A 24,042-nucleotide genomic window follows, 5' to 3' on the forward strand; every position below is an offset into this window, starting at 1 on the left:
CGTCGTCTCGATGAAGCGCGCCGAGGAGCCGCGGCTCCTGAAGGAGCCTGTGCACGCCGCTGGGCGGCCGGGCAGGATCGAGATCCGCGACTTCGGCCTGAAGTACGACGCGACCGACGCCGTGAAGGGCGTGTCGCTCACCGTCGAGCCCGGCGAGTTCGTCTCGATCATCGGCCCGTCGGGCTGCGGCAAGTCCACCATGCTGAACGCGCTCGCCGGCTTCCTGAAGCCGACCTCGGGCGAGGTGCTGGTCGACGGCAAGCCGATCACGGGCCCGGAGCCGACCGCGGCATGATCTTCCAGCAATACTCGCTGTTTCCCTGGAAGACGGTGGTCGAGAACGTCGAATTCGGCCTCAAGATGAAGGGGATCGACCGTTCCGAGCGCCGCCGGCAGGCCCGCACGCTGCTCGGCCTCGCCGGCCTCTCGCAGTTCGAGAACCACTATCCGGACGCGCTTTCGGGCGGCATGAAGCAGCGCGTCGGCATCGTGCGGGCGCTCGCCACCGGCCCCCGCATCCTGCTGCTCGACGAGCCTTTCGGCGCGCTCGACGCGCAGACGCGGCTGATCATGCAGCAGATCCTCACCAACATGTGGCAGCGGCTGAAGATCTCGGTGCTGTTCGTGACCCACGACATCGACGAAGCGATCTTCCTCTCCGACCGGGTCTACGTGATGACCGCGCGCCCCGGCGCCATCAAGGCCGAGATCGCCGTGCCTCTGCCGCGGCCGCGCGATCCCTCGCTCATCATGTCGTCCGAGTTCCTGGCGCTGCGTCGAGGGCTGATGTCGCTGATCCGCGAGGAGAGCCTCAAGGCCATGGGCGGCGAGATCAACGACGACGCGCTGAAGGGCCTCGCGCAGAATTTCGAAGGCCATGACATCGCCCGCGCGCTCTGAACGCGCGGGAAGCTTCACGTTCAAAATCGCAAGGACGGACCGCCGATGACCTATGTCGTCACGGAGAACTGCATCCGCTGCAAATACATGGACTGCGTCGAGGTGTGCCCGGTCGACTGCTTCTACATGGGCGACACCATGCTGGTGATCGCCCGACGAGTGCATCGATTGCGGCGTCTGCGAGCCTGAATGCCCGGCGGAAGCCATCAAACCTGACACGGAAGCCGGGCTCGAAGGCTGGGTGGCGCTCAACGCGAAATACGCGGCCGTCTGGCCGAACGTCTCCGAAAAGGGCGAGCCGCCCGCCGACGCCGCCGAATGGGACGGAGCGCCGGGCAAGCTCGAGGCCGTGTTCGGACACGCAGATCCGGCGGCGGCGTGAGCGGGCGCTCGAACCGCCGCCGTCATGCCCGCTCGCGGGCATCCACGACTTTCCTCCAGGCCGCAGCGTTTTCAAAGTCGTGGATACCCGGCTTCGCCGGGCATGACGGCGGAGCCAGCGGGCAACGCAACGATCGATCGAAAGCGACGCCATGAGCAAATATCTCGAAGAGCGCGTGACGCATGTGCATCACTGGACCGAGACGCTGTTCTCGTTCCGCACCACGCGCGATCCGTCGTTCCGCTTCCGCAACGGCGAGTTCACCATGATCGGCATCGAGGTCGAGGGCCGCCCGCTGGTGCGCGCCTATTCGGTCGTCTCGGCGAAACTACGACGAGGAGCTCGAGTTCTTCTCCATCAAGGTGCCGGACGGGCCGCTCACCTCGCGCCTCCAGCATCTGAACGTCGGCGACCCCATCCTCATCGGCCGGAAGCCGACTGGAACCCTCGTGCTCCAACCTGCTTCCCGGCAGGAACCTCTACCTGCTCGGCACCGGCACCGGCCTCGCGCCATTCCTCTCCATCATCAAGGATCCGGAGACCTACGAGCGCTTCGAGAAGGTCGTGCTGGTGCACGGCTGCCGGCAGGTCAACGAGCTCGCTTATGGCGAGACCATCACCGAGACGCTGCCCAGGGACGAGCTTCTGGGCGAGATGATCTCGGGCGGCCTGGTCTACTATCCGACCGTGACCCGCGAGCCGTTCCGCAACCGCGGCCGCATCACCGACCTGATGACGAGCGGAAAGCTGTTCGAGGACGTCGGCCTGCCGAACATGTCGATCGAGAACGACCGCTTCATGCTGTGCGGCTCGCCCGACATGATCCGCGACACCCGCCAACTCCTCGTCGACGGCGGCTACGAGGAAGGAAACCACGGCGAACAAGGCCACTTCGTCATCGAAAAGGCCTTCGTCGAGAAGTGACAGCGTCCTGCTGGCGGCGTCGTTAAGCGACGCCAGAGCTTTTCGTCATCTTCAGAAAGCAAAAGGGCGGCCGAAGGCCGCCCTCTTCATATCGACGTTCGGCGATGACCCGCCTTCGGCGTCAGGCGTTGCCCGACGAACGGGCGCCGCCGAGGGCGCTTGCGACCGAGCGGGTGAGCTCGACCAGGCGGTCGCGCACGTCGGCGTCGGCGATCTCGTCGAAAGCGCGGATCAGGTCGACGGCGGCCGGATCCTCGAGCGACGACACGCCGGCGCCCGCGCGACGCGGCTCTTCGAAGAAATGCGTCACCGGCACCTGCAGCACGGCGGCGATCGCGCTCAGCCGGCTCGCGCCGATCCGGTTCACGCCCTTCTCATATTTCTGGATCTGCTGGAACGAGACGCCGACGGCCTCTCCCAGCTCGGTCTGGCTCATTCTCAGCGCAGTTCGGCGAGCGCGAACGCGCTGCCCCACCAGCTTGTCGATGTTCGCGAACTCGGCCTTGTCACCCTTGTTCGCGTTGGCGGACGCAGCGTCCAGCATGTCAGTCAGTCTCCATTACGCCCGCCCGAGGTGTAGGCCCACACTGATGACAGGACGAGTTTCTAGTCAAGATTGCCCATTGTGGCGATTGTGGCGAAAACCGTTGCGTTCACTTGACATTCGTCGATAGTTTTTAGATCGAACCACACGCCTGAGGCGCGGAATCACTGCGCTGCACCCTCGTGAGTCAACGAATGGCGCATGCTTCGACGACTGCGGTCGCGGCCGCCGACATCTCGGACCTTCGCTCCCGGCGCGCGTTCGGGACCCTATCCTGCGACCATTGGTCCAAAAGTCGTAGACGGCTTCGCGGCGTTTTCCACTCTTATTCCCGCCATGGGCGCAGACCGACGCCGAAGAGCGCAGGTCGGGCGGCGCTTGGCGGCGACGCGGACGGGGAGGCCTGAGCGATGGAGCGCCGGCTCGAGGACTTCATCGAGGCCACGATGCGGGCCGCGACCGCGCGGGACGTCGGAGAGATCCTCAAGCGCGAGCTCATCGCCGAAGGCTATGAGAACGTCGTGTTCGTGAAGACACGGAACATGCTTCTCCAGCGGATCGTCTGGGCCGAGCTGCCGGACGGCTATGCGCCCGCCTATCAGGAGAACGCCTGGGACCGGGTCGATCCGGTCCTGAAGTTCGCGGCCGCCACTGCGCAGCCTTTCACCTGGGCGCAGGCGCGCCGGGGCCGCGAAGACGACAAGGTGAAGGCGTTCTTCGAGGAGTGTCGTGTGCTTGGCGTGCATTCCGGGCTGACGATCCCGTTGCGCACGGCCTCCAACCAGCTCGACCTCGTCAGCGTCAGCGTGCGGACCAAGGACAAGCCTCCCGCCGCACGGCTGTCGATCGTCTACGCCATGGCGGTGCAGACCTGGCTGCGCCATTCGGAGCTCGAGCTCGAATTCGAGCGCCCCAAGGCCGTGCTGTCGCGCCGCGAACTCGAGACGCTTCGTTGGATGCGGGACGGAAAGACCAATTCGGAGATCGCCGAGATCCTCGGGATCTCCGAAAAGACCGTCCAGTTCCACGCCGCCAACATCTTCCGGGCGCTCGGCGTCAACTCGAGGCTCGAGGCGATCGTCGTGGCGTTGCAGACCGGCCTCATCACGCTCTGACCCGCATGGCATGCCAGCAACCTAGGAACCAGCCTAGTTACCCCGAAGATTTATTGGGCTTGTCATGGCAGCCATGTCCACAGACATGTCTCATTCGCCGACCGGCCGATCCGCAGCCTTCGCACAGGAGGCTCGCGATCCCTTGCTCATGTTCGTCGCGGACGCGCACGCCGTCGCGGCGGCGTCCGATCCGATGCTCGCCGGCTTGCTGGCGAACATCCTGGGCCCGCGTCCGGCCTGCGCGCGGGACACATGGCGGGGCGACCGTCGCGAGGCGCTCGAACTCTGCAGGCGGCTCCTGAGCTACGTTCGCCAGGACGTCGCCGATCGCCGGCTCGACGTCAGCCTCGGTTATATCGCGATCGAACTTGAAGGCCTGCGCGTGGCGCGAAGCGGAAACCGCCTGACGCATTGATCCGACTGCGGGGAGACTCGCCGGCCTTCCCCGCCCGCCCCCGGCATCGTCAATGACGACTGGACGACCCCTGATGACTTGCGGGGGATTTGGGCGCGCCGTCCGGTCGCGCCGTCTCCGCACGGTCAATCGACGCCTGTCCCGCGGAGGCGAGCAACTCCGCCTGCGCGACAGCGAGCTTGGCGGTGACGCGGGGCAGACCCGCGGCGATCGAAACCTTCATCAGATAGGCGAGCGCCTGCGCCATCCGTCGGGCGGTTTCGGCTTTCTCGGCGGTCTCGAGAAGGCTCATGCCCCGGTCCCGCCTCAAAGGCCAAGGATGAGGCGCGAGGCCTCGCCAAGGCGGGGGGCCCCGTCGACATGGCGGGCTTCGATCAATGCAGGCTTCCCGATCGTCATCCACACAACTGGCCGCCGATCGCTTGAAAGAGATACTAGGGGGCTGCCTAGGTTCTTGGCATCCCAGACGCTGGACGGCCTGCGTCATTAACCCTGCCGATCATCCGGCGAAACCGGTTTGAGGATCCGTCAACACATCGCGGCCTAGCGTTCACGCCGCGTATGCGGCTGGCCGCGTGCGGTTGGGGATCTTCGAACGTGCGTAAGGCGGGCGTCTTAAGGCCGATCACGGTGACCGACCTTCCAAGGGTCGGCGCTCTGTTCAGCCGCGTGTTCCGGGGACGCAGGGCGGCGCCGTCGGCGGAACTAAGCGCCTATCTTCACGATCTTCTGTTCACCAGCCCGATGCATGACGTCGACAAGGGCGGGTTCGCCCATGAGCGCGCCGACGGCCGGATCGACAGCGCCTTCTTTTCCGTTCCGATGCGTTTCATGATCGGCGACCGGCCGGTCGTGGCGCAGGTCGTGTCGTCGCTGATGGCGGATCCGGACGGATCGAGCGGCATTCTCGACATCACGATGAAGCTGCGGCCGAAGCGCGTCGACCTCTGCTTCACCGACAGCGCCTCGCCCATCACCAAGTCGCTGTTCGCCACCGTGGGCGGCGCGCTGGTGCCGGTCCAGGGGCTCGAATGGCGCCGGGCCTTCAAGCCCGCCTCTTTCGCGGCGCGGCGGTTCGGGCGCTTCCTTCCCTTGCCCGCCCGCCGCGCGACGAACGCACTCGTCGCGCTCGCGACGCCGCTCGACTGGGCGCTGCGCGCGCTTCATCCGCGCTTCCACGCGGCCCAGACGAAGGGGCTGGAAGATTTCGAGATGAGCCGGGCCGACTTCATCGCCCAGGCTCCCGGCTTCGTCGCGCGCTACGCTGTGCGCCCGGAATGGTCGCCCGAAGAGCTCGGCTGGCTGCTCGCCATGACGGACGGCAACAAGACGCTCGGCCCCCTGCGGCTGCTCGGCGTGCGAAACGCGCAGCGGCGCACGATCGGCTGCATCGCCTATTACGGCGCGCCGGGCGAAATCGCGCGGGTGCTCAACGTGCTGGCCGACGAAGGCATGGAGACGGCCGTGCTCGGGCGCATGTTCCAGCGTTTCGACGAGGACGGCATGGTGGGCGCCAGCGGCAACGTCCAGCCCTGGCTGATCGAGGGCCTCGCCGACCAGCGCGCCCTGACGTTCCGCCACCGCGCCTTCGTGTGCATCAGCACGCGCCATCCCGAGATCGTCGAGGCCGCGATCCGCAACGACATCTATGTCGGCGGACTGGCGGGCGAAGGCTGGAGCCGCCTGATGTCCGACTTCAGCTGAGCCGTCAGTTCGGAAACACGAAACGCTCGACGATGTGGAAGCCGAGCGCAGGGTCTTCCTCGACATAGAGCGTGAGCGCATCGACGCTCATCGCGGCCTCTCCGACATGCTCGGCGTAGAGGTCCGAGAGGCCCTCGACGACGCCCGGCGCCACGGCCGGCGGAAGCTGGCCCGTCAGCGTCATGTGGAAGTGAAAATCCTCGAAGACGTACGGGTAGCCCCAGGTCGAGAGCGCGGCGCGCTGGCGCTCGGTCAGCGGCGCCTTCAGTCGGGCGGCGAGCTCGGTCTCGCTGAGCGGCGCGCGCAGCGGCTCGAACGCCTCGACGCAGCCGGCCGCGAGCGCATCGAGAGGGTCGGACGGCTCGACCGGCGACAGCGCGACGAACCCGTCGAGATTGCTCACCTCGAGTTCGGGAAGTTCAAAGCCGCGACGCCTCCTCGCGAAAGCATGGCCGGCCGCGATGAGGTCGTTCTCGCTCGCGCCCTCGGCGAGACGGAACGGCGCCTTCAGCGTGGCGTGGAAACCATAGCGGCGCGGCGCGGCGGTCATCGCCTCCCAGTCGGCCACCGCGACGCCCGCAGGCGCAAGCGGCGGGCGGCGTTCGCCGGTCGCCGCGTCATAGCCGAGAACTGCGGACCCGAACGTCCAGAGCGGGCTCTCGGGCGACGGCGCGAAGTAGATGGCGTAGCGCGGACCGCTCATCAGACGCTCCGTCCGGCCACTGTCAGCCCGCGCACGACGGGCGTCCCCTCGTGGAGTTTGACGCGAAGCAGATCTGCGCGGAGACCCGGCGCGAGGCGGGCACGGTCATCGAGGCCGAGCAGCCGCGCCGGTCCGGACGTCGCAAGCGCGAAGGCCTCGTGGAGTTCGAGGCCCGGATCGCGCGTGAGCGCCGCCACCGCCTGCAGCAGGCTGGCGGGAACATAATCAGAGGACAGCGCGTCGAGCGCGCCCTCGCGCGCGAGCTCGACAGCCGAAACGTTGCCGGCATGCGAGCCGCCGCGCACCACGTTCGGCGCGCCGCCGACCACGCCGAGTCCTGCGGCCCGGGCCGCGCGGGCGGCCTCGAGGCTGGTAGGAAACTCGGAGATGGCGCAGCCCGCCTCGGCGGCCTCCGCCACATGCTCCGCAGTGGTGTCGTCGTGGCTCGCGATCGGCACGCCCTGGTCGCGGAACAGCGCGACCGCCCGCGGCCAGTTGGCGGAGGCGGCCGCCGCGCCGTCGGCCCTGCGCCTTTCCACCAGAAGGTCGGCGTCGGCTGGGCTGAGGCCCTCGCGGATCATGAAGCGCTTCAACTGGTTCACGTCGCGCCATTGCCGCTGGCCGGGCGTGTGGTCCATGAGCGAGGCGAGCGCGACGAGCGGACCGTCGGCGAAAGGCGACAGGTGCTCGATCAGGCCGGGATCGGTCAGTTCGCAGCGCAGATGAACGCGATGGTCGACGCGAAAAAGGCTTGCGGCGACGCCTCTCTCGATCGCCGAGACCATCTTGGGCAGCAGCCCCTTGCGGGCGTCGTTCTCGACCTCGTAGCCGCCGACGAAGACCGCGTCGTAGACGGTCGTGATCCCGGACGCCGCCATCTGACCGTCATGGGCGAGCGCCGCCGCGAGGGGATCGGGCCAGATCACGCCCGGCCGCGGCACGAAATGCTTCTCGAGATTGTCGGTGTGGAGCTCGACGAGGCCGGGGGCGAGGAGGTCGCCCTCGAGGTCGACCGCGCCGGCGGCCCGGCTCAGGCCGTCAGAGACGTCCCGGATCAGCCCGTTCTCATGGACGAGCGTTCCCAAGACGCAGCGGTCGTCCAGCACGAGCCGGGCGTTGGTGAGGATCGCTTCCATGCGTTCAGACCCCGGCGGCCCCGCCGTCGGCGCGCGGATCATGCGCGCCCTCGATGCGCCCGTCGGGATAACGCACGATCATGCCTGCGTGTCCCGCCTCGTCGTCGAATTCGTGATCGAAGGTCCCCAGCCGGTGTCCCATCCGCTCGAGCCGGTCCAACTCTTCGCCGCCGAAGCGCGGCTCGAGCTTGAGCGAAGAATCGTTGTCGCCCCAGGAGCGGCCGAGCCTGAAGCGGGGACGCGCCACCGCCTCGTCGACCGGGAGGCCGAGCCAGGCGTGGCGCGCGAAGATCTGCGCCTGGCTCTGCGGCTGCCCCTCGCCGCCCATCGTGCCGTAGACCATGGTCCGGCCGTCGTCGAAGACGGCGAGCGCGGGATTGAGCGTGTGGAACGGCTGGCGGCCGGGCGCGAGCGCGTTCGGGTCGGTCTCGTCGAGCGAAAACGCCGCGCCGCGGTTCTGCATGAGGACGCCGGTGGACGGCAGCACGCAGCCGGAGCCGTATTCCCAGTAGATGCTCTGGATGTAGCTGACCGCCCTGCCCTGCGCGTCGATCGCCCCCATCCAGATGGTGTCCCCGTCGCCGGGCTTCGTGGGCGGCCAGGGCAGCGCGCGCGTCCGGTCGACGGCCGCGGCCTCGCGATCGAGCGCGGCGGCCGTCAGGAACTCGGACGGGTCGGCCGGCATGCGCTCGAAGTCCACGCACATCCGGTCGCGGATCAGGAAAGCGCGCTTCGTCGCCTCGACGGTGAGATGCACGAAGTCCGCGCTTTCGTCGTCGCTGAGGCCGAGACGCTCGAGCACGCCGAGGATCATCAGCGAAACCAGCCCCTGGGTCGGCGGCTGGGAGTTGAAGACGCTGACGCCCTTCAGCCGAACCTCGAGCGGCGGCCGCAGCCTCGCGCGGCGGTTGGAGAGATCCTCTCGCGTCACCGGCGCGCCGATGCGGTCGAGATCGGAGGCCATTTCGCGCCCGACGTCGCCATCGAAAAAGTCGCGCAGGCCAGCCCTTGCGAGATGGTCGAGCGTGTCGGCGAGCCTCGGCTGACGCAGGGTCTCGCCGGCCTCGAACATCTTGCCGTCGCGCATGAAGGCGTCCGCGAAGCCGGGCGCCTCGACGATCGCGGCGAACTCCTTGGGGACCGTGCGGCCCTGGCAGGGGGAGACGGAAAAGCCCTCACGCGCGTGGCGGATGGCCTCGAACAGCAGCGCGCTGAGCGGCAGGCGCCCGCCGGCCTCGCGCGACAGTTCGAGGGCGAGCCGCCAGCCGTCGACGGCGGCCGGCGCGGTGTTTGCCGCCAGCGGCCCGCGGGCGGGAATCGCCTCATATCCTCGGTCGCGGTAGAAACCGATCGTGGCGCGCGAGCCCGCGACGGAGCAGGCCTCGATGTAGCGGACCTCGCCGGAGGGCTCGCGGACCAGCCAGAAGCCGTCGCCGCCGATCGCGTTCATGTGCGGATAGACGACCGCGATGGTCGCGGCCATGCCGGCCATCGCCTCATAGGCGTTGCCGCCTTCGGCGAGGATGGCGCGTCCGGTTTCGGAGGCGGCGGAATGCGGCGCGGCCGCGACGCCGCGATGAGAGACGGCGACGGTCATCAGCCCTCCGGAAGCTCGAAGCAGGCGGCAGGGAGTTACAGCCCGGCGGGCCGGGGGGCAAGAGCGGAGACGCAAGCGGTCCGCATGTCGGCCGTTCTTGAGCCAAAACCCCGACCGTCGTCCCACGGCTTTTCGGGGAGATTTATGTCTAATTGCAGAGCATCGCGGGCCGGCGCGGCGGATGCCTCGAACAAGCCGGGCATGACGAACGGAATGCGCGTCCGCGCTTCAGGACGACGCGCTATTCGCCCCGCGGCCGGCGGTTCTCCCGCCAGGTCTTGAACAGCCAGATGGGCGCGCAGACCAGCGCGCCGATCAGCAGGCCCTGGCTCGCGCCGAGAAGTCCGAGCCTGTCGGGAAGGCCCGTGAGGCCAAGCACGAGCGCCGCGACGATCAGCCCCGGCGGATACCATTGGCTCATGGGATGAGGCCCGTCAGGCCGCCAGCAGCTTGTCGACCTCGGTCACCAGCTCGCGCAGGTGGAACGGCTTCGACAGGATCTTGGCGTCCTTGGGGGTCTGAGAATCCGGGTTCAGCGCGACCGCGGCGAAGCCCGTGATGAACATCACCTTGATGTCCGGATCGAGCTGGGTCGCGCGGCGCGCGAGCTCGATGCCGTCCATCTCCGGCATCACGATGTCGGTGAGCAGGAGCTCGAACGGCTCCTCGCGCAGCCGGTGATAGGCCGACAGGCCATTGTCGAAGGACACCACCGAATGACCGGCGTTCTCGAGCGCGCGCACGAGGAACCGGCGCATGTCGTCGTCGTCTTCGGCAAGGAGGATCTTTGAGCTGGGATTCACTGACTTTCGACTCGGTTCAGTCTCGGTCGGCCGCAATTCATTTCATAAGCCGCCGGTTTGGTAAACAGATGGTTTATCGCGTCGCGGAGATGGACAGACGCGCGTGGCGTGGGCGACAATCTCTAGGGCCAAATCATTAAGGGAGCGGCTGGCGCGGTGACGGCTGTGGACGATCTCGAAGCGCTCGATCCGGCGTTCGAAATTCTCGAGCCGGAGATTCGTTCGTCCGCTGTCACGTTCAATTCTCCGCATTCCGGCGCGCGCTATCCGGCGAGTTTCCTCGCCGCCTCGCGGCTTGATCCGAGGGCGCTGCGCCGCTCCGAAGACGCTTTCGTGGACGAGTTGTTCACGTCCGCGCCGAGCTTCGGGGCCCCGCTCATGCGCGCCCATTTCCCGCGCGCCTTCGTCGACGTCAACCGCGAGCCCTACGAACTCGATCCGCGCATGTTCGACGGACGGCTGCCGCCCTTCGCCAACACGCGCTCGCTCAGGGTCGCGGGCGGCCTCGGCACGATCGCCCGCATCGTCGGCGACGCGCAGGAGATCTACGGCGCGCGCCTGCCGGTCGAGGAGGCGCTCGACCGGATCGAGCGGATCTACAAGCCCTATCACCGAGCCCTGCGGCGGCTCGTCGCGCGGGCGCATCGCGCCCACGGCCTGGCGCTGCTGATCGACTGCCACTCGATGCCTTCGATCGGCGTCTCCCGCGACGACCGGACGCGCGCCGACATCGTGCTCGGCGACCGTTACGGCGCGGCGTGCTCGCCTGCGATCGTCGACTTCGTGGAGCACGAGTTGCGCGCTCTTGGGCTGCAGGTCACGCGCAATCGCCCTTACGCCGGCGGCTACATCACCGAGCACTACGGCGCGCCTGCGACGGACGTCCATGCGCTGCAGATCGAGATCAACCGCGCGCTCTACATGAACGAGCAGACTCACGAGAAGCACCGCGGATTCGAGGAGCTTTCGGCGAAGCTCGCGCGCCTCGTCGAGGCGATCGCGACCGCGCCTCTCGGCCTGTTCGGGGCGCTTCGCGCGGCCGCCGAGTAGAGGCGCCGCCGACGGTTGAAGGCCTACGCCGATCGTTTGATAGGAAACGCCTTGCAAAAGGCCGCGGAAGCGGCCAATGTCCGCCCCGCCTGGACAAAAAGACATAGAAAAAAGGCCGTCCGCGCAAGGCGAACGGCCCAAGTCTAGGGAGGAAACGCCCAAGGAGGGCAGCGGCGACACGATCGCGAGATCGCATTGCCGCGCTGCAATAAAATGCGGCCGCGCCGCACAAAAAGCAAGGGCTATTCGCCTAAATCGCCGGATGCGACTGCCTGTCGCAGAATCCGGCGATTTTTTTTGGCCTCCCGCTTACGTCCCATTCAGACATATACACGGGCTGCGAAGGGGCGCGCCGCCGCGGCGTTCCGCCCTCGAATCTCAAGGGAGCGCGCATGACCGCCGTCGACTTCGCCGCCTTCGTGGACAAACTGGCGACAGCCTCGGCGGACGCGATCCTGCCCTTCTTCCGCACGTCTCTCGGCGTCGAGGACAAGACCCACGGCGCCGGCTTCGACCCGGTGACCGCCGCCGACAAGGCCGGGGAAAGCGTCATGCGCGCGATGATCCGCGAGACCTTTCCGGGCCACGGCATCATCGGCGAGGAGCACGGCGACCTCGCGGTCGACGCCGAATATGTCTGGGTGCTGGACCCGATCGACGGCACCCGCTCCTTCATCCTCGGGCTGCCGGTGTGGGGCACGCTGATCGGCCTCACTCGCCGCGGCGCGCCATGCTTCGGCATGATGCACCAGCCCTTCATCGGCGAACGCTTCTCGGGCGACGGCGGCTCGGCGAGCTATCGGGACGCAACGGCTCGCGGCGTCTGCGCACGCGCTCCTGCGCAAGCCTTTCCGACGCGATGCTGATGTCGACCTCCCCCACAATGTTCACCGGCGAGGAGCGCGAGGCGTTCGACCGCGTCTCGGACGAAGCGCGGCTCACCCGCTGGGGCGGCGACTGCTACGCCTATTGCATGCTGGCGGCCGGACATCTCGACCTCGTGGTCGAGGCCGATCTCAAGCCGTTCGACATCGTGGCGCTGATCCCGATCGTGGAAGGCGCCGGCGGCGTCGTCACGACCTGGGACGGCGGCCCGGCGGCGAACGGCGGACGCATCGTCGCCGCCGGCGACCCGCGCATCCACGAAGCCGCGCTCGAGCGTCTCTCCCGCGGCTGAACCTCAAGCAGGGGTCCACGCGTATCTCCGGCATGCTCGAACGACTGGCGGCCGATTATTTCTCCTGGCGCGGCAGGATCCGCCGCCGCAGCTATTGGCTGCGCTCCCTCGCGGCCGCGCCGGTCGTCGGGGCCGTGGCGGGGCTCGGCGCGCTCGTACGGCCATTTTCGCCCGCCGCCGCGATCGCGCTCGCGGCGCTTGCGATCTGCATTGGCGGCTGGATCTGCGCGACCCTCGTGGTGCGCCGCTTCCACGACCATGGCCGGCACGGCTGGATCGGACTGGCGGCGCTTTTCGCCGCCGCCCTCATCGGCTCGGCGGGCCACTGGGTCGGCGCAGGGCTTCCCGCCATGACGCTTTCGAGCGTCGTCGGGCTCGCGCTCTCGATCTATGTCGGCTTCGTTCCCGGCATGCGCGGGCCGAACGCCTACGGGCCCGACCCCGTCGCGGACTGAAGGCTCACGCCAGTCCGCGCTTGCCCGGCACGAAGGCGTCGAACGCCGCCCAGAACATGTCGCGGACGTCGTCGCGCTCCATCATGATCTCGTGGCGGGAGCCGCGGACCATCAGATGGCCGCCGCCGCGGATGCGCGTCGCGAAGCGCTCGCTCGCGCGGGCGTCGACGATCCGGTCCCGCCCCGCCGACATCACGAGGGTCGGCACGCGGAAGCTTTCGGGCACGCCCGGAAGGGCCGTCGCGGTCATGGCGCGGAAGGCTGAATGCACCCAGCCGATGGTCGGCGACCCGAGCGCGAGCTCCGGCGCCGCGCCGATGAGCCGGCGGGCGTGATCGTACCGCGCGAAGTCCGACGTCACGGGGTTCCGCTCGAAATCCCTCAGCGCCATCACCCGGTTCGTGCCGCCCGGAATGTAGGCGCTTGCAAGCCCCATGCTCCCGAGCCCGGTGGCGAGCCCCCGGGCGAAAAACTCCATCCGGGCGAGCGGCAGGCCGATCATCGGCGCGATCAGCACGATGCGTTCGAACCATTGCGGCTGCCGAAGCGCCGCCGCCACCGCGACGGGCGCGGACATCGAGTGGGACAGCGCATAGAACGGCGGCGGGCAGCTCGGCAGCGCCACCTGGCGCATCAGCGCGTCGACGTCGGCGCGATAGTCGCCAAAGTCGCTTACGTGGCTCTTGAGCGCGTTCGCGGCGAGTCGCTCGGAGCCGCCCTGCCCCCGAAAGTCCATGGTCGCGACCGCAAAGCCCCGGCCGAGCAGATCCTCGATCAGCTCGCCATACTTCTCGATGAACTCCGCGCGTCCCTGAAGCAGCACGACCGTGCCGCGGGCCGCCCCTTCCGGGCGCCAGAACGAACTGCGGAGCCGGACGCCGTCAGCGGTGGTGAGGGTGCGGCCATGCGCGCCCGCCGGGGCCGGCACGCCCGCGACTGTCACGAGGCCATCGCGCACCGGACGGAACCGGGGCCGCTCGACCGCTTTCGGCTCCGGCCTCCGGACCAGCGCGTCCACCACCGCGGCCGCGCGGCGGGACGCCGCGGCGAGCGCCGCCCCCGCCTTGCCGCCGACGAGCGCGCCGCCCGCCGCGCCTTCGCCCTTGAACGGCGTCATCGGCCTCACCATCTGAACAGTGTCGCAGGCCAAACGGCTGCGATCATTGGGAAAACCGGCCCGGCCAGTTGGCGGGCCGTCATGTGTGTCGCTTCTCCGAGGAGGATACCAGAATGCGTCAGTTCGATCTCGCCCCGCTCTATCGCTCCACCGTCGGTTTCGACCGGCTGTTCTCGCTGCTCGACAACGTCGCGGGCGGCGAAGCCTCGCCCGGCTACCCGCCCTACAACATCGAACGCACCGACGAGAACGCCTATCGCATCACCGTCGCGGTGGCGGGCTTCGGCGAGAACGACCTCAACATCGAGGTCAAGGAGAACTCGCTCACCGTACGCGGCGAGAAGGCCGCCGAGGACAAGAAGAGCGAGGTGCTCCATCAGGGCATCGCGGCCCGCGCGTTCGAGCGCCGCTTCCAGCTCGCCGACCACGTCCAGGTGACAGGCGCGAGCCTTGAGAACGGCCTGCTCCATGTCGAGCTCGTGCGCGAGGTTCCGGAAGCCAAGAAGCCGCGTTCGATTCCGATCGGCTCGGCCAAGCCTGCCACGATCGAGTCGAAGGTGGTCGACAAGCAGGCGGCCTGACCGCCGCTCTTGCGGCCTAGAACAAGGGCGTCCCGGGAGACCGGGACGCCTTTTTGCCCGGCGCGCGCACGGCGTCGATCGCCGAGAGGAAGCTTGCGATTTCCTTTGAGGTCGTGGCGAAAGAGGCGATCAAGCGGGCGATGACCTCGTCCTTCCCTCCCCGTCGCTCAGGCGCGGTCGAGTCGCTGCTCCAGACGTAATAGGCCGCGCCTTTGGCTTTCAGCGCCTCGTGGAGAGCGGCAGGCAGCCAGACGAACACCTCGTTGGCCTCGACCGGGAAGGCGAGCCGAAGTTCGCGCGCCTGCAGGCCGAGCGCGAGTTCCGCGGCGCGCGCGTTCGCGGTCTTCGCGAGGTCGAGCCAGAGGCCGTCTGCCAGCAGCGCCTCGATCTGCGCGGCGACGAAGCGGCCCTTCGACCAGGTGTGCCCGCCGCGCTTGCGACGCTCCGCGAGGTTCTTGATCAGGTCCGGCGCGAACAGCACGATCGCTTCCGCGGCCATCGCTCCGTTCTTAGTGAAACCGAACGACAGCGCCTCGACGCCGGCCTTCCAGGTGAGGTCCGCGGGCGCGGCCCGGGTCGAGACGACCGCGTTGGCGAAGCGCGCGCCGTCCATGTGGACGCGCAGGCCCTTGTCCCGAGCGATCTCGGTCAGCGCCGCGATCTCGCCCGGCCGGTAGACGGTTCCGGCCTCGGTCGCCTGACTAAGCGTCAAGGCGGCTGGCGCCACATGGGTTGGAGGCGTCCAGAAGTCGCGGGCGAGAAGCGCGGAAAGCGACGCCGGCGTCAGCCTGCCGTCGAGGCCCGGCGCGCCCACCATCTTGGCGCCGTTGGTGAAGAATTCCGGCGCGCCGCATTCGTCGTGCATGACATGGGCTTCGGCGTGCCCGATCGCCGCGCCCCAGGGCGGAACCATCTGGGCGAGCGAGAGCGCGTTGGCGGCCGTGCCCGTCGTCACCAGGAACGCCGCGACCTCCGTCTCGAAGATCTCCGACAGCATGGCTTCCACGCGGGCGTTCACGTCGTCATGGCCGTAGGGGCGCGCCGGTCCGCGGTTGGCGGCCGCGAGCGCCTCCAGCACCGCCTCATGGGCTGGCGCGATGTTGTCGCTAGTGAGATTCATGAAACCCGTTTCCGTGGCCCGAGCCGCGCAACATGGGGCGAGCTTCAAAGAGGCGCCACCCGGCTTGACGTCGCCGCTTTACCCGCCAAGGGTTTTCTGATTAAGGTGCGCGGCAATTAGGACAGCAAGACTGTCCATTTGCGACGAAGGTCGCGCGCTGCTCGACATCCCGGCCGGGGCGAGACGGCGGAAGCTCCGGAATTCCGGACTTCGCCGGCGCTCCGGCTGCGCGCGTCCTGCGTAGGAATTGTTCTAAGGGGCGTCTCGGCGCCCATCGTGCATGGCCTTCGGGCCGTTGGCTTGAACGGATCCAAGGAGATCGCCATGGAGACGCCCGTGACGAAGCGAGTTCCGGCTCCCGCGACCGACCTCGACGGCCGCGCCGGCTCTGCCGTCCGAACCATCGTGGTCGATCACGGTCTTCCGAAGGCGCAGGGCCTCTACGACCCGCGCCATGAAAAGGATTCGTGCGGCGTCGGCTTCGTGGCCGACATGAAGGGCCGCAAGAGCCACACGATCATCGAGCATGGCCTCAAGATCCTCGAGAACCTCGAGCATCGCGGCGCCGTGGGCGCGGACCCGCGCGCAGGCGACGGCGCAGGCATGCTGGTGCAGATTCCGCACAAGTTTTTCGCGGCCGAGGCCGAACGGCTCGGCTTCGAGCTGCCCGAGCCCGGGATGTATGCGGTCGGCCACGGCTTTGGCCCGCGCGACCAGCAGGGCATCGACCATGTGCGCGCGGCGCTCGAGCGCGCGATCGCGAGCGAGGGCCACACGCTGCTGGGCTGGCGCGAGGTGCCGACCGACAACTCCTCGCTCGGCGAGAGCGTGAAGCCGACCGAGCCGACGCAGTTTCAGGTGTTCATCGGACGCTCGCCCTCCATCGAGGACGAGGACGAGTTCGAGCGCCGCCTGTTTATCCTGCGCAAGATCGTCTCGAACGAGGTCTATGGGGACCACCCGCAGGCCTCGTCCTACTATCCCGTGTCGCTCTCCTGCCGGACCATCGTCTACAAGGGCATGTTCCTGGCCGACCAGCTCGCGGCCTATTATCCCGACCTCAAGAACCCGCTGTTCGAGAGCGCGCTCGCGCTCGTTCACCAGCGGTTCTCGACCAACACCTTCCCGGCCTGGTCGCTCGCCCATCCCTACCGAATGGTCGCCCACAACGGCGAGATCAACACGTTGCGCGGCAACGTGAACTGGATGGCGGCGCGGCAGGCGTCGGTCGACAGCGAGCTCTACGGCAACGACATCTCGAAGCTCTGGCCGATCTCCTATGAGGGCCAGTCCGACACCGCCTGTCTCGACAACGCGCTCGAATTCCTCGTGCGCGGCGGCTACAGCCTCGTCCACGCCATGATGGTGCTGGTGCCTGAGGCTTGGGCCGGCAACCCGCTGATGGACGAGCAGCGCCGCGCTTTCTACGAGTACCACGCCGCCGTCATGGAGCCGTGGGACGGACCGGCCGCGGTCGCCTTCACCGACGGCCGCCAGATCGGCGCGACCCTCGACCGCAACGGCCTGCGTCCTGCGCGCTGGTACGTCACCGACGACGATCTCGTGGTGATGGCCTCCGAGATGGGCGTGCTGCCCTTCCCGGAAGAGAAGATCGTGCGCAAGTGGCGGCTCCAGCCGGGCCGCATGCTGCTGATCGACCTGACCGAAGGCCGCATCGTCTCCGACGAGGAGATCAAGGCGAGCCTCACCTCGGCGCGCCCCTACAAGGAGTGGCTGAAGAAGACCCAGCTCGTCCTCGAGGACCTGCCCGACGCGCCGGCCCCGCGGCCGCGCACGCAGGCCAGCATGCTCGATCGCCAGCAGGCCTTCGGCTACACCCAGGAAGACGTGAAGCTGCTGATGTCGCCGATGGCGACCACGGGCCAGGAAGCCGTCGGCTCGATGGGCACCGACACGCCTCTGTCGGCGCTGTCGCGCCAGTCGAAGCTGCTCTACTCCTACTTCAAGCAGAACTTCGCGCAGGTCACGAACCCGCCGATCGACCCGATCCGCGAGGAGCTCGTGATGAGCCTCGTGTCGTTCATCGGTCCGCGCCCGAACCTGTTCGACCTCGAAGGCTCTTCGAAGAAGAAGCGGCTCGAGGTGCGCCAGCCGATCCTCTCCAACGAAGATCTGGAGAAGATCCGCGCGATCGACGACCTCGCCGAGAGCCAGTTCCAGTCGCGCACGCTCGACACCACCTATCCGGCCGAGAAGGGCGCGGCCGGCATGGCTGACGCGCTCGAGCGGCTGTGCGAGCGCGCGCAGTCGGCGGTCCATGGCGGCTTCAACATCGTGATCCTGTCCGACCGTCTGGTCGGGTCGGGCCGCATCGCGATCCCCGCCGCGCTCGCGACCGCGGCCGTGCATCATCACCTGATCCGCAAGGGTCTGCGGACGTCGGTCGGCCTCGTCATCGAGTCGGGCGAGCCGCGCGAGGTGCATCACTTCGCGGTGCTCGCGGGCTACGGCGCGGAAGCCATCAACCCGTATCTCGCCTTCGAGACGCTCGAGGAGATGCATCAGGCGCTCGACTTCCCCGAGCGCGTCGACGCTTATGAGGTGCGCACGCGCTACATCAAGTCGATCGGCAAGGGCCTGCTCAAGGTCATGTCCAAGATGGGCATCTCGACCTATCAGTCCTATTGCGGCGCGCAGATCTTCGACGCGGTCGGTCTGTCGAAGGAGTTCGTCGACAAGTACTTCTCGGGCACCGCGACGCCGGTCGGCGGCGTCGGCCTCGCAGAGGTCGCGGAAGAGACGGTGCGCCGTCACACGCTCGCCTTCTCGGACGTTCCGATCCTGCGATCGGCGCTCGACGTCGGCGGCGAGTACGCCTACCGCATCCGCGGCGAGGACCACGCCTGGACGCCGAACTCGGTCGCTAACCTTCAGCACGCGGTGCGCACGCGCTCCTACGCCAAGTACGAGGAGTTCGCCCGCGACCTCAACGAACAGTCCGAGAAGCTCTTGACGCTGCGCGGCCTGTTCCGCGTGAAGAACGCCAAGGAGCGCGGCCGCGATCCCGTCGCCGTCGACGACGTCGAGCCGGCGGCCGAGATCGTGAAGCGGTTCGTCACCGGGGCGATGTCGTTCGGCTCGATCAGCCGCGAGGCGCATGAGTCGCTCGCCATCGCCATGAACCGGATCGGCGGCAAGTCGAACACCGGCGAGGGCGGCGAGGAGCCGGAGCGCTTCGTTCCGCTCGCGAACGGCGACTCGAAGCGCTCGGCCATCAAGCAGGTGGCCTCGGGCCGCTTCGGCGTGACCGCCGAGTACCTGGTCAACGCCGACATGATCCAGATCAAGGTCGCGCAGGGCGCCAAGCCCGGCGAAGGCGGGCAGCTGCCCGGCCACAAGGTCGACGCCGCGATCGCCAAGGTGCGCCGCTCGACCCAAGGCGTGGGTCTCATCTCGCCGCCCCCGCACCACGACATCTACTCGATCGAGGATCTGGCGCAGCTCATCTACGACCTGAAGAACGTCAATCCGGCGTCCGACATCTCGGTGAAGCTCGTCTCGGAAGTCGGCGTCGGCACGGTGGCGGCCGGCGTCGCCAAGGCGCGCGCGGACCACATCACGATCTCGGGCTTCGAGGGCGGCACCGGCGCGAGCCCGCTGACCTCGCTGAAGCATGCGGGCGGCCCCTGGGAGACCGGCCTCGCCGAGACCCAGCAGACGCTCGTCATGAACAAGCTGCGCGGCCGCGTCCGGCTGCAGGTCGACGGCGGACTGCGCACGGGGCGCGATGTGCTGATCGGCGCGCTGCTCGGGGCCGACGAGTTCGGCTTCTCCACCGCGCCGCTGATCGCGGCCGGCTGCCTGATGATGCGCAAGTGCCACCTCAACACCTGTCCGGTGGGCATCGCCACGCAGGATCCGGTGCTGCGCAAGCGCTTCAAGGGCACGCCCGAGAACGTCATCGACTATCTGTTCTTCGTGGCCGAAGAGGTCCGCGGGCTTCTGGCCGAGATGGGCTTCTCGAAGCTCGACGACGTCATCGGCCGCTCGGACCTGCTCGACAAGCGCGAGGCGATCAACCACTGGAAGGCGCGCGGCCTCGACTTCTCGAAGCTGTTCGCCAAGCCCGTGGTCGGGGCCGACGTCGCGATCCGCCATGCGGAGACGCAGGACCACCATCTCGAGAGCGTGCTCGACCGCGACCTGATCGCCGCCGCCGCGCCCGCGATCGAGCGCGGCGAGCCGGTGACGATCGAGCGAACCATCGCGAGCCGCAACCGCTCGGCCGGCGCCATGCTGTCCGGCGCGGTCGCCAAGGCCTACGGATCGGCAGGTCTGCCGGACGACACCATCACGGTGAAGCTGACCGGCACCGCCGGCCAGTCGTTCGGCGCGTTCCTCGCCGCGGGCGTGACCTTTGACCTCACGGGCGAAGCCAACGACTATGTCGGCAAGGGCCTCTCGGGCGGCCGCATCATCGTGCGGCCGGCCAAGAACGCCGGCATCGTGGCCGAGGAGTCGATCATCGTCGGCAACACGGTGCTCTACGGCGCGATCGAGGGCGAGTGCTACTTCCGCGGCGTCGCCGGCGAGCGCTTCGCTGTCCGCAACTCCGGCGCGATCGCGGTCGTCGAGGGCTCCGGCGACCATGGCTGCGAATACATGACCGGCGGCGTGGTCGTGGTGCTCGGCAAGACCGGCCGCAACTTCGCGGCGGGCATGTCGGGCGGCGTCGCCTATGTGCTCGACGAGGCCGGCGACTTCGCCGCGCGCTGCAACCTCTCGATGGTCGATCTCGAGCCGGTGCCGGAGGAGGAGGAGCTCATGCAGGAGCTCCACCACCACGGCGGCGACCTCGAGTTCAAGGGCCGTATCGAGGTCGACCCGGACATGACGCGCCACGACGAGGACCGGCTGAAGCAGCTGATCACCGCGCACCACGTCCACACCGAGTCGACCCGCGCCAAGCAGATCCTCGACAACTGGGCCGACTACCGGTCGAAGTTCGTCAAGGTGATGCCGGTCGAGTACCGCAAGGCGCTGCGCGAGATGGAGAAGGCGCGCGCGCTGCAGGCGGCTGAGTGAGGCGGAACGCCCACTGGCGCAGCATTTCCGCAGGGCCTATGGAGGCCCTGCGGGACACGTCTTCAGAAATGATCTAATTCGTCATCGGCGCGTCCGCTTTCGGGTGGACCGCGTCGACGCCGGCCTGAGGCCGTGCGTTGCAAAGGGCCTCCGGCGGAGACCAAAATGGGCAAGGTCACTGGTTTTCTTGAGATCGAACGGCAGGAAGCGCGCTATCAGCCCGCCTCCGACCGCATCCGTCATTTCCGGGAGTTCACCCTCCCGCTGTCGGACGCCGAGGTCGCCAAGCAGGCCGCGCGCTGCATGGATTGCGGCATTCCGTTCTGCCATGGGCCGCAGGGCTGCCCGGTCAACAACCAGATCCCGGACTGGAACGATCTCGTCTACGCCGACGACTGGCAGGAGGCCGCGCGCAACCTGCATTCGACCAACAATTTTCCGGAGTTCACCGGCCGCATCTGTCCCGCGCCTTGCGAGGAAGCCTGCACGCTGAACCTCGAGAACACGCCGGTCGCGATCAAGACGGTCGAGCAGGCGATCGCCGACAAGGCGATCGCTGCGGGCTGGGTGAAGCCCGAGCCGCCGGAGACCAAGACGGGCAAGCGCGTCGCGGTGGTGGGCTCCGGCCCCGCCGGCATGGCGGCGGCCCAGCAGCTCGCGCGCGCCGGCCACGACGTCCATGTCTATGAGCGCGAGCCAAAGGCCGGCGGCCTGATGCGCTACGGCATTCCCGACTTCAAGATGGAGAAGGGCCACATCGACTTCCGCGTGAAGCAGATGGAGGCCGAGGGCGTCACGTTCCACTACGGCGTGAACGTCGGCGTCACGACGCCGGTGCAGGAGCTCGTCGACGGCCACGACGCCGTGCTGTTCGCCGGCGGCGCCGAGGATCCGCGCAATCCTTCGCTTCCCGGTCAGGAGCTTACCGGCGTCCATTACGCGATGCCGTTCCTCGTTCAGCAGAACCGCCGCGTCGGCGACGAACGCTCGATCCCCGAGGCGCCGGTGAGCGCCGCAGGCAAGCACGTCGTGGTCATCGGCGGCGGCGACACGGCCAGCGACTGCGTTGGCACCTCGTTCCGCCAGGGCGCGATCACGGTCACGCAGATCGACATCCGCCCGGTGCCGCCGAAGATCGAGGACAAGCTCCTCACCTGGCCCTATTGGCCGATGAAGTTCCGCACCTCGTCGTCCCAGGCCGAGGGCGCGGAACGCGAATTCGCGGCCGTGACGCTCGGCATCGAGGGCGCGAAGGGCCGCGTCACGGGCATCAAATGCGCCCGCGCCGACGCCAAGCGCCAGCCGGTCCCGGGCTCGGAGTTCATCCTCAAGGCCGACCTCGTCTTCATCGCGCTCGGCTTCCGCGGGCCGTTGCTCGAGGGCCTGGTGCAGGAGTCGGGCGTGGCGCTCGACAAGCGCGGCGCCGTTCTCGCCGACGAGCAGAGCTACGTGACGTCGAACCCGAAGGTGTTCGCGGCCGGCGACATGCGCCGCGGCCAGTCGCTCGTCGTATGGGCGATCCGCGAGGGCCGGCAGGCCGCGCACGCGATCGACATCTTTCTGATGGGATCGACGACGCTGCCGAGGTGATCGGCCCTCGGCGAAGCGCGGCGAAAGCCGGGATCACGGGTCGGTAGAGACGCTCGAACCTTGCTCCGTCATGCCTCGGATCGTCCGGGGCATGACGAGCTTCTTCCTGAGATTGACCCCGGCGCTCAGCCCGGGATGACCGCCCCGGCTACCGTCCCTGCTGTTCGACCGGGCGTGGGTCGATCAGCGTCGCGGGCTGCGCCGTCTGCGCGGCCGGAGAGGCCTTGATCTCGGTCGTCTTCGGACCTGCGGGCGCAGGCTGCTCCGCGCCCGGCCAGCGGTGGTCGTCCATGCGGCCGGCGTCCGCCTCCATGCCTTCGCCGTTGACCAGCACCTTCGCGGCCGACTGCGAGGCGTCGCGCGCCGGGATCGGCATCGGCGTGGCGGCGGCGAGCGCGCCGCCCTGGCTCCGGCGCGGAGCCGTGAGAACCATGAGCGGGCTGGAGATCGGCCGCGGCTGCTCCGCGGTCGGCGCCGGCTGGATCGCGGTCGCGCCCGCTTCCGGGGCGATCGCCGCCATCACAGCGTCGGGCTGGACTGACTTCGGCTGGAAAACCTTGCGGATCTCCTGCTCGACGTAATGGGCGAGCTTGCGCGCGCCCGCCTTCGAGAAATGCACGCCGTCGTCGAGCCGGAGACGGCCGATCTGGCCGTCGAGCATCGGCCCGCTCTCCATGTAAAGGCCGTCCTCGTCGACGAAGCCCTCCCACACGTCCACGTAGGTCCCGCCCGCCGCCTCGACGCGCTCGCGGGCGATGGCGTTGATCGCGACGTGGTCGGCGGTGGCGCGCGTCGACTCGCTCGCCGTGAGGCCCGTCCAGAAGATCGGGATCTTGCGCTCCTTGAAGGGCGCGAGCACCGCGTCGATCCGCTCGGCATAGCGCTTGCGCCAGGCGTCGGAGAGGGGCGGCTCCTTTCGCATGTCGAGGAAGGGCTGTCGGTCGTTCACGCCCGCTTCGAAGACGGCGTAGGTCAACGGACCCTGGTCGAGAACTTTCCGGGCCTCGGCCACGACGTCGAAATAGTCGTCGCGCACCAGCCCGGAATTCGGCTTCACGATGCGCTTCACCGCAAGCTCGGGCGCGTCTGCAAAGCCCTCCTGCAAGCCGACCGCGAGCTGGTCCGCGATGCTGTCGCCGACGACGGCCACGAAGGTTGTGGGCTGGACGGGCGCCGGCGCGGGCGCGGCTCCCGGCTGAAGCGCCGCGGCGGCTCCGACGCTCGCCCCAGCAGCGGCGGCGGCCGCGGCGGCGCCTGGATCGGCCGGGATCGGAGCAGGCGGTCGGGCGGCGACTGCGGGACGACGACGCGGGGGACGCTTGGCCGGCCTGACCTCGACCGCGCCCTGGTCGGAGCGCTGGTCTGTGTCGGCGGAGCCGCCTCCGAAAAGGCGCTGGAAGAAGTTCAGGCTTCTCGGCCGCTCCACCTCGACCTCGCGCATCCGGCGCTGGGCGTTGCGGCGCGCGACGGCGTCACGGCTGTAGTAGCGCTGGCGTCGCTCGAAATAGGCGTCGTCGTCCTCGTCGTAGACCCGACGCTCGCGATAGACGCGCTCGCGCGGCGCGGCTTCGTAATAGCGCTGGGAATACCCTTGGGCGCGCGCTTCCCCGCCGGACCCTGCGAAGAGGGCCGCCAGCATGAACGCCGCGATCGCGCCGAGAGCGAGCCGTGTCATCTTCAAAC

The 24,042-nt window shown here is 68.4% G+C and carries 18 protein-coding genes and 4 pseudogenes; 12 read left to right on the forward strand and 10 right to left on the reverse strand.

What is annotated here, in order from left to right:
* Positions 1–10: 10 nt before the first annotated feature.
* The 3 pseudogenes from K6K41_RS06765 to K6K41_RS06775 all read left to right on the forward strand — a co-directional run bounded on the left by K6K41_RS06765 (position 11) and on the right by K6K41_RS06775 (position 2,206).
* Positions 11–900: pseudogene (locus tag K6K41_RS06765) on the forward strand (ABC transporter ATP-binding protein).
* A gap of 45 nt (positions 901–945) precedes the next feature.
* Positions 946–1,282, forward strand: a pseudogene (gene fdxA / locus K6K41_RS06770) (ferredoxin FdxA).
* 151 nt (positions 1,283–1,433) lie between these two features.
* Positions 1,434–2,206, forward strand: a pseudogene (locus K6K41_RS06775) (ferredoxin--NADP reductase).
* Between the two features lie 121 nt (positions 2,207–2,327).
* Here K6K41_RS06775 and K6K41_RS06780 read toward each other — a convergent pair.
* Positions 2,328–2,750 (reverse strand): helix-turn-helix domain-containing protein, encoded by a 423-nt coding sequence (locus K6K41_RS06780; protein WP_261404422.1) that lies wholly within the window; start codon positions 2,748–2,750, stop codon positions 2,328–2,330.
* 410 nt (positions 2,751–3,160) lie between these two features.
* On the opposite strand from K6K41_RS06780, the gene K6K41_RS06785 reads away from it, so the two are divergent.
* On the forward strand, positions 3,161–3,865 hold the full coding sequence (locus K6K41_RS06785) for a helix-turn-helix transcriptional regulator (RefSeq protein ID WP_261404423.1): 705 nt from the start codon (positions 3,161–3,163) through the stop codon (positions 3,863–3,865).
* Positions 3,866–4,007: 142 nt separating this feature from the next.
* Positions 4,008–4,280, forward strand: coding sequence for a hypothetical protein (locus tag K6K41_RS06790; RefSeq protein WP_261404424.1), 273 nt, complete (start codon positions 4,008–4,010; stop codon positions 4,278–4,280).
* Between the two features lie 49 nt (positions 4,281–4,329).
* Here K6K41_RS06790 and K6K41_RS06795 read toward each other — a convergent pair whose 3' ends face one another.
* Positions 4,330–4,572, reverse strand: coding sequence for a hypothetical protein (locus K6K41_RS06795; protein WP_261404425.1), 243 nt, complete (start codon positions 4,570–4,572; stop codon positions 4,330–4,332).
* A 305-nt stretch (positions 4,573–4,877) separates the two neighbouring features.
* Between K6K41_RS06795 and K6K41_RS06800 the strand changes: the two genes are divergently transcribed.
* The gene (locus tag K6K41_RS06800; RefSeq protein ID WP_261404426.1) at positions 4,878–5,984 is read left to right on the forward strand and encodes a GNAT family N-acetyltransferase; all 1,107 of its coding nucleotides are present in this window, start codon (positions 4,878–4,880) and stop codon (positions 5,982–5,984) included.
* Positions 5,985–5,988: 4 nt separating this feature from the next.
* Here the strand turns inward: K6K41_RS06800 and K6K41_RS06805 are convergent, their stop codons facing one another.
* The 5 genes from K6K41_RS06805 to K6K41_RS06825 form a co-directional block, all read right to left on the reverse strand.
* Entirely contained in the window at positions 5,989–6,687 is a 699-nt protein-coding gene (locus K6K41_RS06805; protein WP_261404427.1) for a DUF1045 domain-containing protein, read from the reverse strand.
* A complete protein-coding gene (locus tag K6K41_RS06810; protein WP_261404428.1) occupies positions 6,687–7,865 on the reverse strand; it encodes an alpha-D-ribose 1-methylphosphonate 5-triphosphate diphosphatase in 1,179 nt (392 codons plus the stop codon). Before K6K41_RS06810 ends, K6K41_RS06805 begins: the two co-directional genes overlap by 1 nt.
* The gene (locus K6K41_RS06815) at positions 7,828–9,420 is read right to left on the reverse strand and encodes a gamma-glutamyltransferase family protein (protein WP_261404429.1); all 1,593 of its coding nucleotides are present in this window, start codon (positions 9,418–9,420) and stop codon (positions 7,828–7,830) included. Before K6K41_RS06815 ends, K6K41_RS06810 begins: the two co-directional genes overlap by 38 nt.
* 241 nt (positions 9,421–9,661) lie before the next feature.
* Complete coding sequence (locus tag K6K41_RS06820; RefSeq protein WP_261404430.1) at positions 9,662–9,841, reverse strand: hypothetical protein; 180 nt, start codon at positions 9,839–9,841, stop codon at positions 9,662–9,664.
* A 13-nt stretch (positions 9,842–9,854) separates the two neighbouring features.
* Positions 9,855–10,178 carry a response regulator gene (locus tag K6K41_RS06825; RefSeq protein WP_261404431.1) on the reverse strand — a complete coding sequence of 108 codons (324 nt, stop codon included), beginning with the start codon at positions 10,176–10,178 and terminating at the stop codon, positions 9,855–9,857.
* A 201-nt stretch (positions 10,179–10,379) separates the two neighbouring features.
* Here K6K41_RS06825 and K6K41_RS06830 point away from each other — a divergent pair, with 201 nt between their 5' ends.
* The 3 genes and pseudogenes from K6K41_RS06830 (at position 10,380) to K6K41_RS06840 (ending at position 12,905) form a co-directional block, all read left to right on the forward strand.
* A complete protein-coding gene (locus K6K41_RS06830; protein ID WP_261404432.1) occupies positions 10,380–11,273 on the forward strand; it encodes an N-formylglutamate amidohydrolase in 894 nt (297 codons plus the stop codon).
* A gap of 392 nt (positions 11,274–11,665) precedes the next feature.
* Positions 11,666–12,450: pseudogene (gene hisN, locus K6K41_RS06835) on the forward strand (histidinol-phosphatase).
* A 32-nt stretch (positions 12,451–12,482) separates the two neighbouring features.
* Positions 12,483–12,905: a DUF805 domain-containing protein gene (locus tag K6K41_RS06840; protein WP_261404433.1), complete on the forward strand. Its 423-nt coding sequence runs from the start codon at positions 12,483–12,485 to the stop codon at positions 12,903–12,905.
* Positions 12,906–12,909: 4 nt separating this feature from the next.
* Here K6K41_RS06840 and K6K41_RS06845 read toward each other — a convergent pair whose 3' ends face one another.
* Positions 12,910–14,034, reverse strand: a complete 1,125-nt coding sequence (locus K6K41_RS06845; protein WP_261404434.1) for an alpha/beta fold hydrolase — start codon at positions 14,032–14,034, stop codon at positions 12,910–12,912.
* A 101-nt stretch (positions 14,035–14,135) separates the two neighbouring features.
* Between K6K41_RS06845 and K6K41_RS06850 the strand changes: the two genes are divergently transcribed.
* Complete coding sequence (locus tag K6K41_RS06850; protein WP_261404435.1) at positions 14,136–14,603, forward strand: Hsp20 family protein; 468 nt, start codon at positions 14,136–14,138, stop codon at positions 14,601–14,603.
* Between the two features lie 16 nt (positions 14,604–14,619).
* On the opposite strand, the gene K6K41_RS06855 is transcribed toward K6K41_RS06850, so the two are convergent.
* On the reverse strand, positions 14,620–15,723 hold the full coding sequence (locus K6K41_RS06855; RefSeq protein WP_261404436.1) for a threonine aldolase family protein: 1,104 nt from the start codon (positions 15,721–15,723) through the stop codon (positions 14,620–14,622).
* Positions 15,724–16,047: 324 nt separating this feature from the next.
* Between K6K41_RS06855 and gltB the strand changes: the two genes are divergently transcribed.
* Positions 16,048–20,769 (forward strand): glutamate synthase large subunit, encoded by a 4,722-nt coding sequence (gltB, locus tag K6K41_RS06860; protein ID WP_261404437.1) that lies wholly within the window; start codon positions 16,048–16,050, stop codon positions 20,767–20,769.
* Positions 20,770–20,934: 165 nt separating this feature from the next.
* Positions 20,935–22,359, forward strand: coding sequence for a glutamate synthase subunit beta (locus K6K41_RS06865; RefSeq protein WP_261404438.1), 1,425 nt, complete (start codon positions 20,935–20,937; stop codon positions 22,357–22,359).
* Positions 22,360–22,507: 148 nt separating this feature from the next.
* Here K6K41_RS06865 and K6K41_RS06870 read toward each other — a convergent pair whose 3' ends face one another.
* On the reverse strand, positions 22,508–24,034 hold the full coding sequence (locus K6K41_RS06870; protein ID WP_261404439.1) for an SGNH/GDSL hydrolase family protein: 1,527 nt from the start codon (positions 24,032–24,034) through the stop codon (positions 22,508–22,510).
* Positions 24,035–24,042 lie beyond the last annotated feature (8 nt).

Origin of the sequence: Chenggangzhangella methanolivorans, assembly GCF_019797865.1 — a bacterium.
GTDB classification, from domain to species: Bacteria; Pseudomonadota; Alphaproteobacteria; order Rhizobiales; family Methylopilaceae; genus Methylopila; species Methylopila methanolivorans.

Bases quoted from the DNA above. Each gene is read 5' to 3' on its own strand.
- K6K41_RS06780 (WP_261404422.1), bottom strand. From the start codon at position 2,750: ATGCTGGACGCTGCGTCCGCCAACGCGAACAAGGGTGACAAGGCCGAG.
- K6K41_RS06785 (WP_261404423.1), top strand. From the start codon at position 3,161: ATGGAGCGCCGGCTCGAGGACTTCATCGAGGCCACGATGCGGGCCGCG.
- K6K41_RS06795 (WP_261404425.1), bottom strand. From the start codon at position 4,572: ATGAGCCTTCTCGAGACCGCCGAGAAAGCCGAAACCGCCCGACGGATG.
- K6K41_RS06805 (WP_261404427.1), bottom strand. From the start codon at position 6,687: ATGAGCGGTCCGCGCTACGCCATCTACTTCGCGCCGTCGCCCGAGAGC.
- K6K41_RS06810 (WP_261404428.1), bottom strand. From the start codon at position 7,865: ATGATCCGCGCGCCGACGGCGGGGCCGCCGGGGTCTGAACGCATGGAA.
- K6K41_RS06815 (WP_261404429.1), bottom strand. From the start codon at position 9,420: ATGACCGTCGCCGTCTCTCATCGCGGCGTCGCGGCCGCGCCGCATTCC.
- K6K41_RS06820 (WP_261404430.1), bottom strand. From the start codon at position 9,841: ATGAGCCAATGGTATCCGCCGGGGCTGATCGTCGCGGCGCTCGTGCTT.
- K6K41_RS06825 (WP_261404431.1), bottom strand. From the start codon at position 10,178: ATGCGCCGGTTCCTCGTGCGCGCGCTCGAGAACGCCGGTCATTCGGTG.
- K6K41_RS06840 (WP_261404433.1), top strand. From the start codon at position 12,483: ATGCTCGAACGACTGGCGGCCGATTATTTCTCCTGGCGCGGCAGGATC.
- K6K41_RS06845 (WP_261404434.1), bottom strand. From the start codon at position 14,034: ATGGTGAGGCCGATGACGCCGTTCAAGGGCGAAGGCGCGGCGGGCGGC.
- K6K41_RS06850 (WP_261404435.1), top strand. From the start codon at position 14,136: ATGCGTCAGTTCGATCTCGCCCCGCTCTATCGCTCCACCGTCGGTTTC.
- K6K41_RS06855 (WP_261404436.1), bottom strand. From the start codon at position 15,723: ATGAATCTCACTAGCGACAACATCGCGCCAGCCCATGAGGCGGTGCTG.
- gltB (WP_261404437.1), top strand. From the start codon at position 16,048: ATGGAGACGCCCGTGACGAAGCGAGTTCCGGCTCCCGCGACCGACCTC.
- K6K41_RS06865 (WP_261404438.1), top strand. From the start codon at position 20,935: ATGGGCAAGGTCACTGGTTTTCTTGAGATCGAACGGCAGGAAGCGCGC.
- K6K41_RS06870 (WP_261404439.1), bottom strand. From the start codon at position 24,034: ATGACACGGCTCGCTCTCGGCGCGATCGCGGCGTTCATGCTGGCGGCC.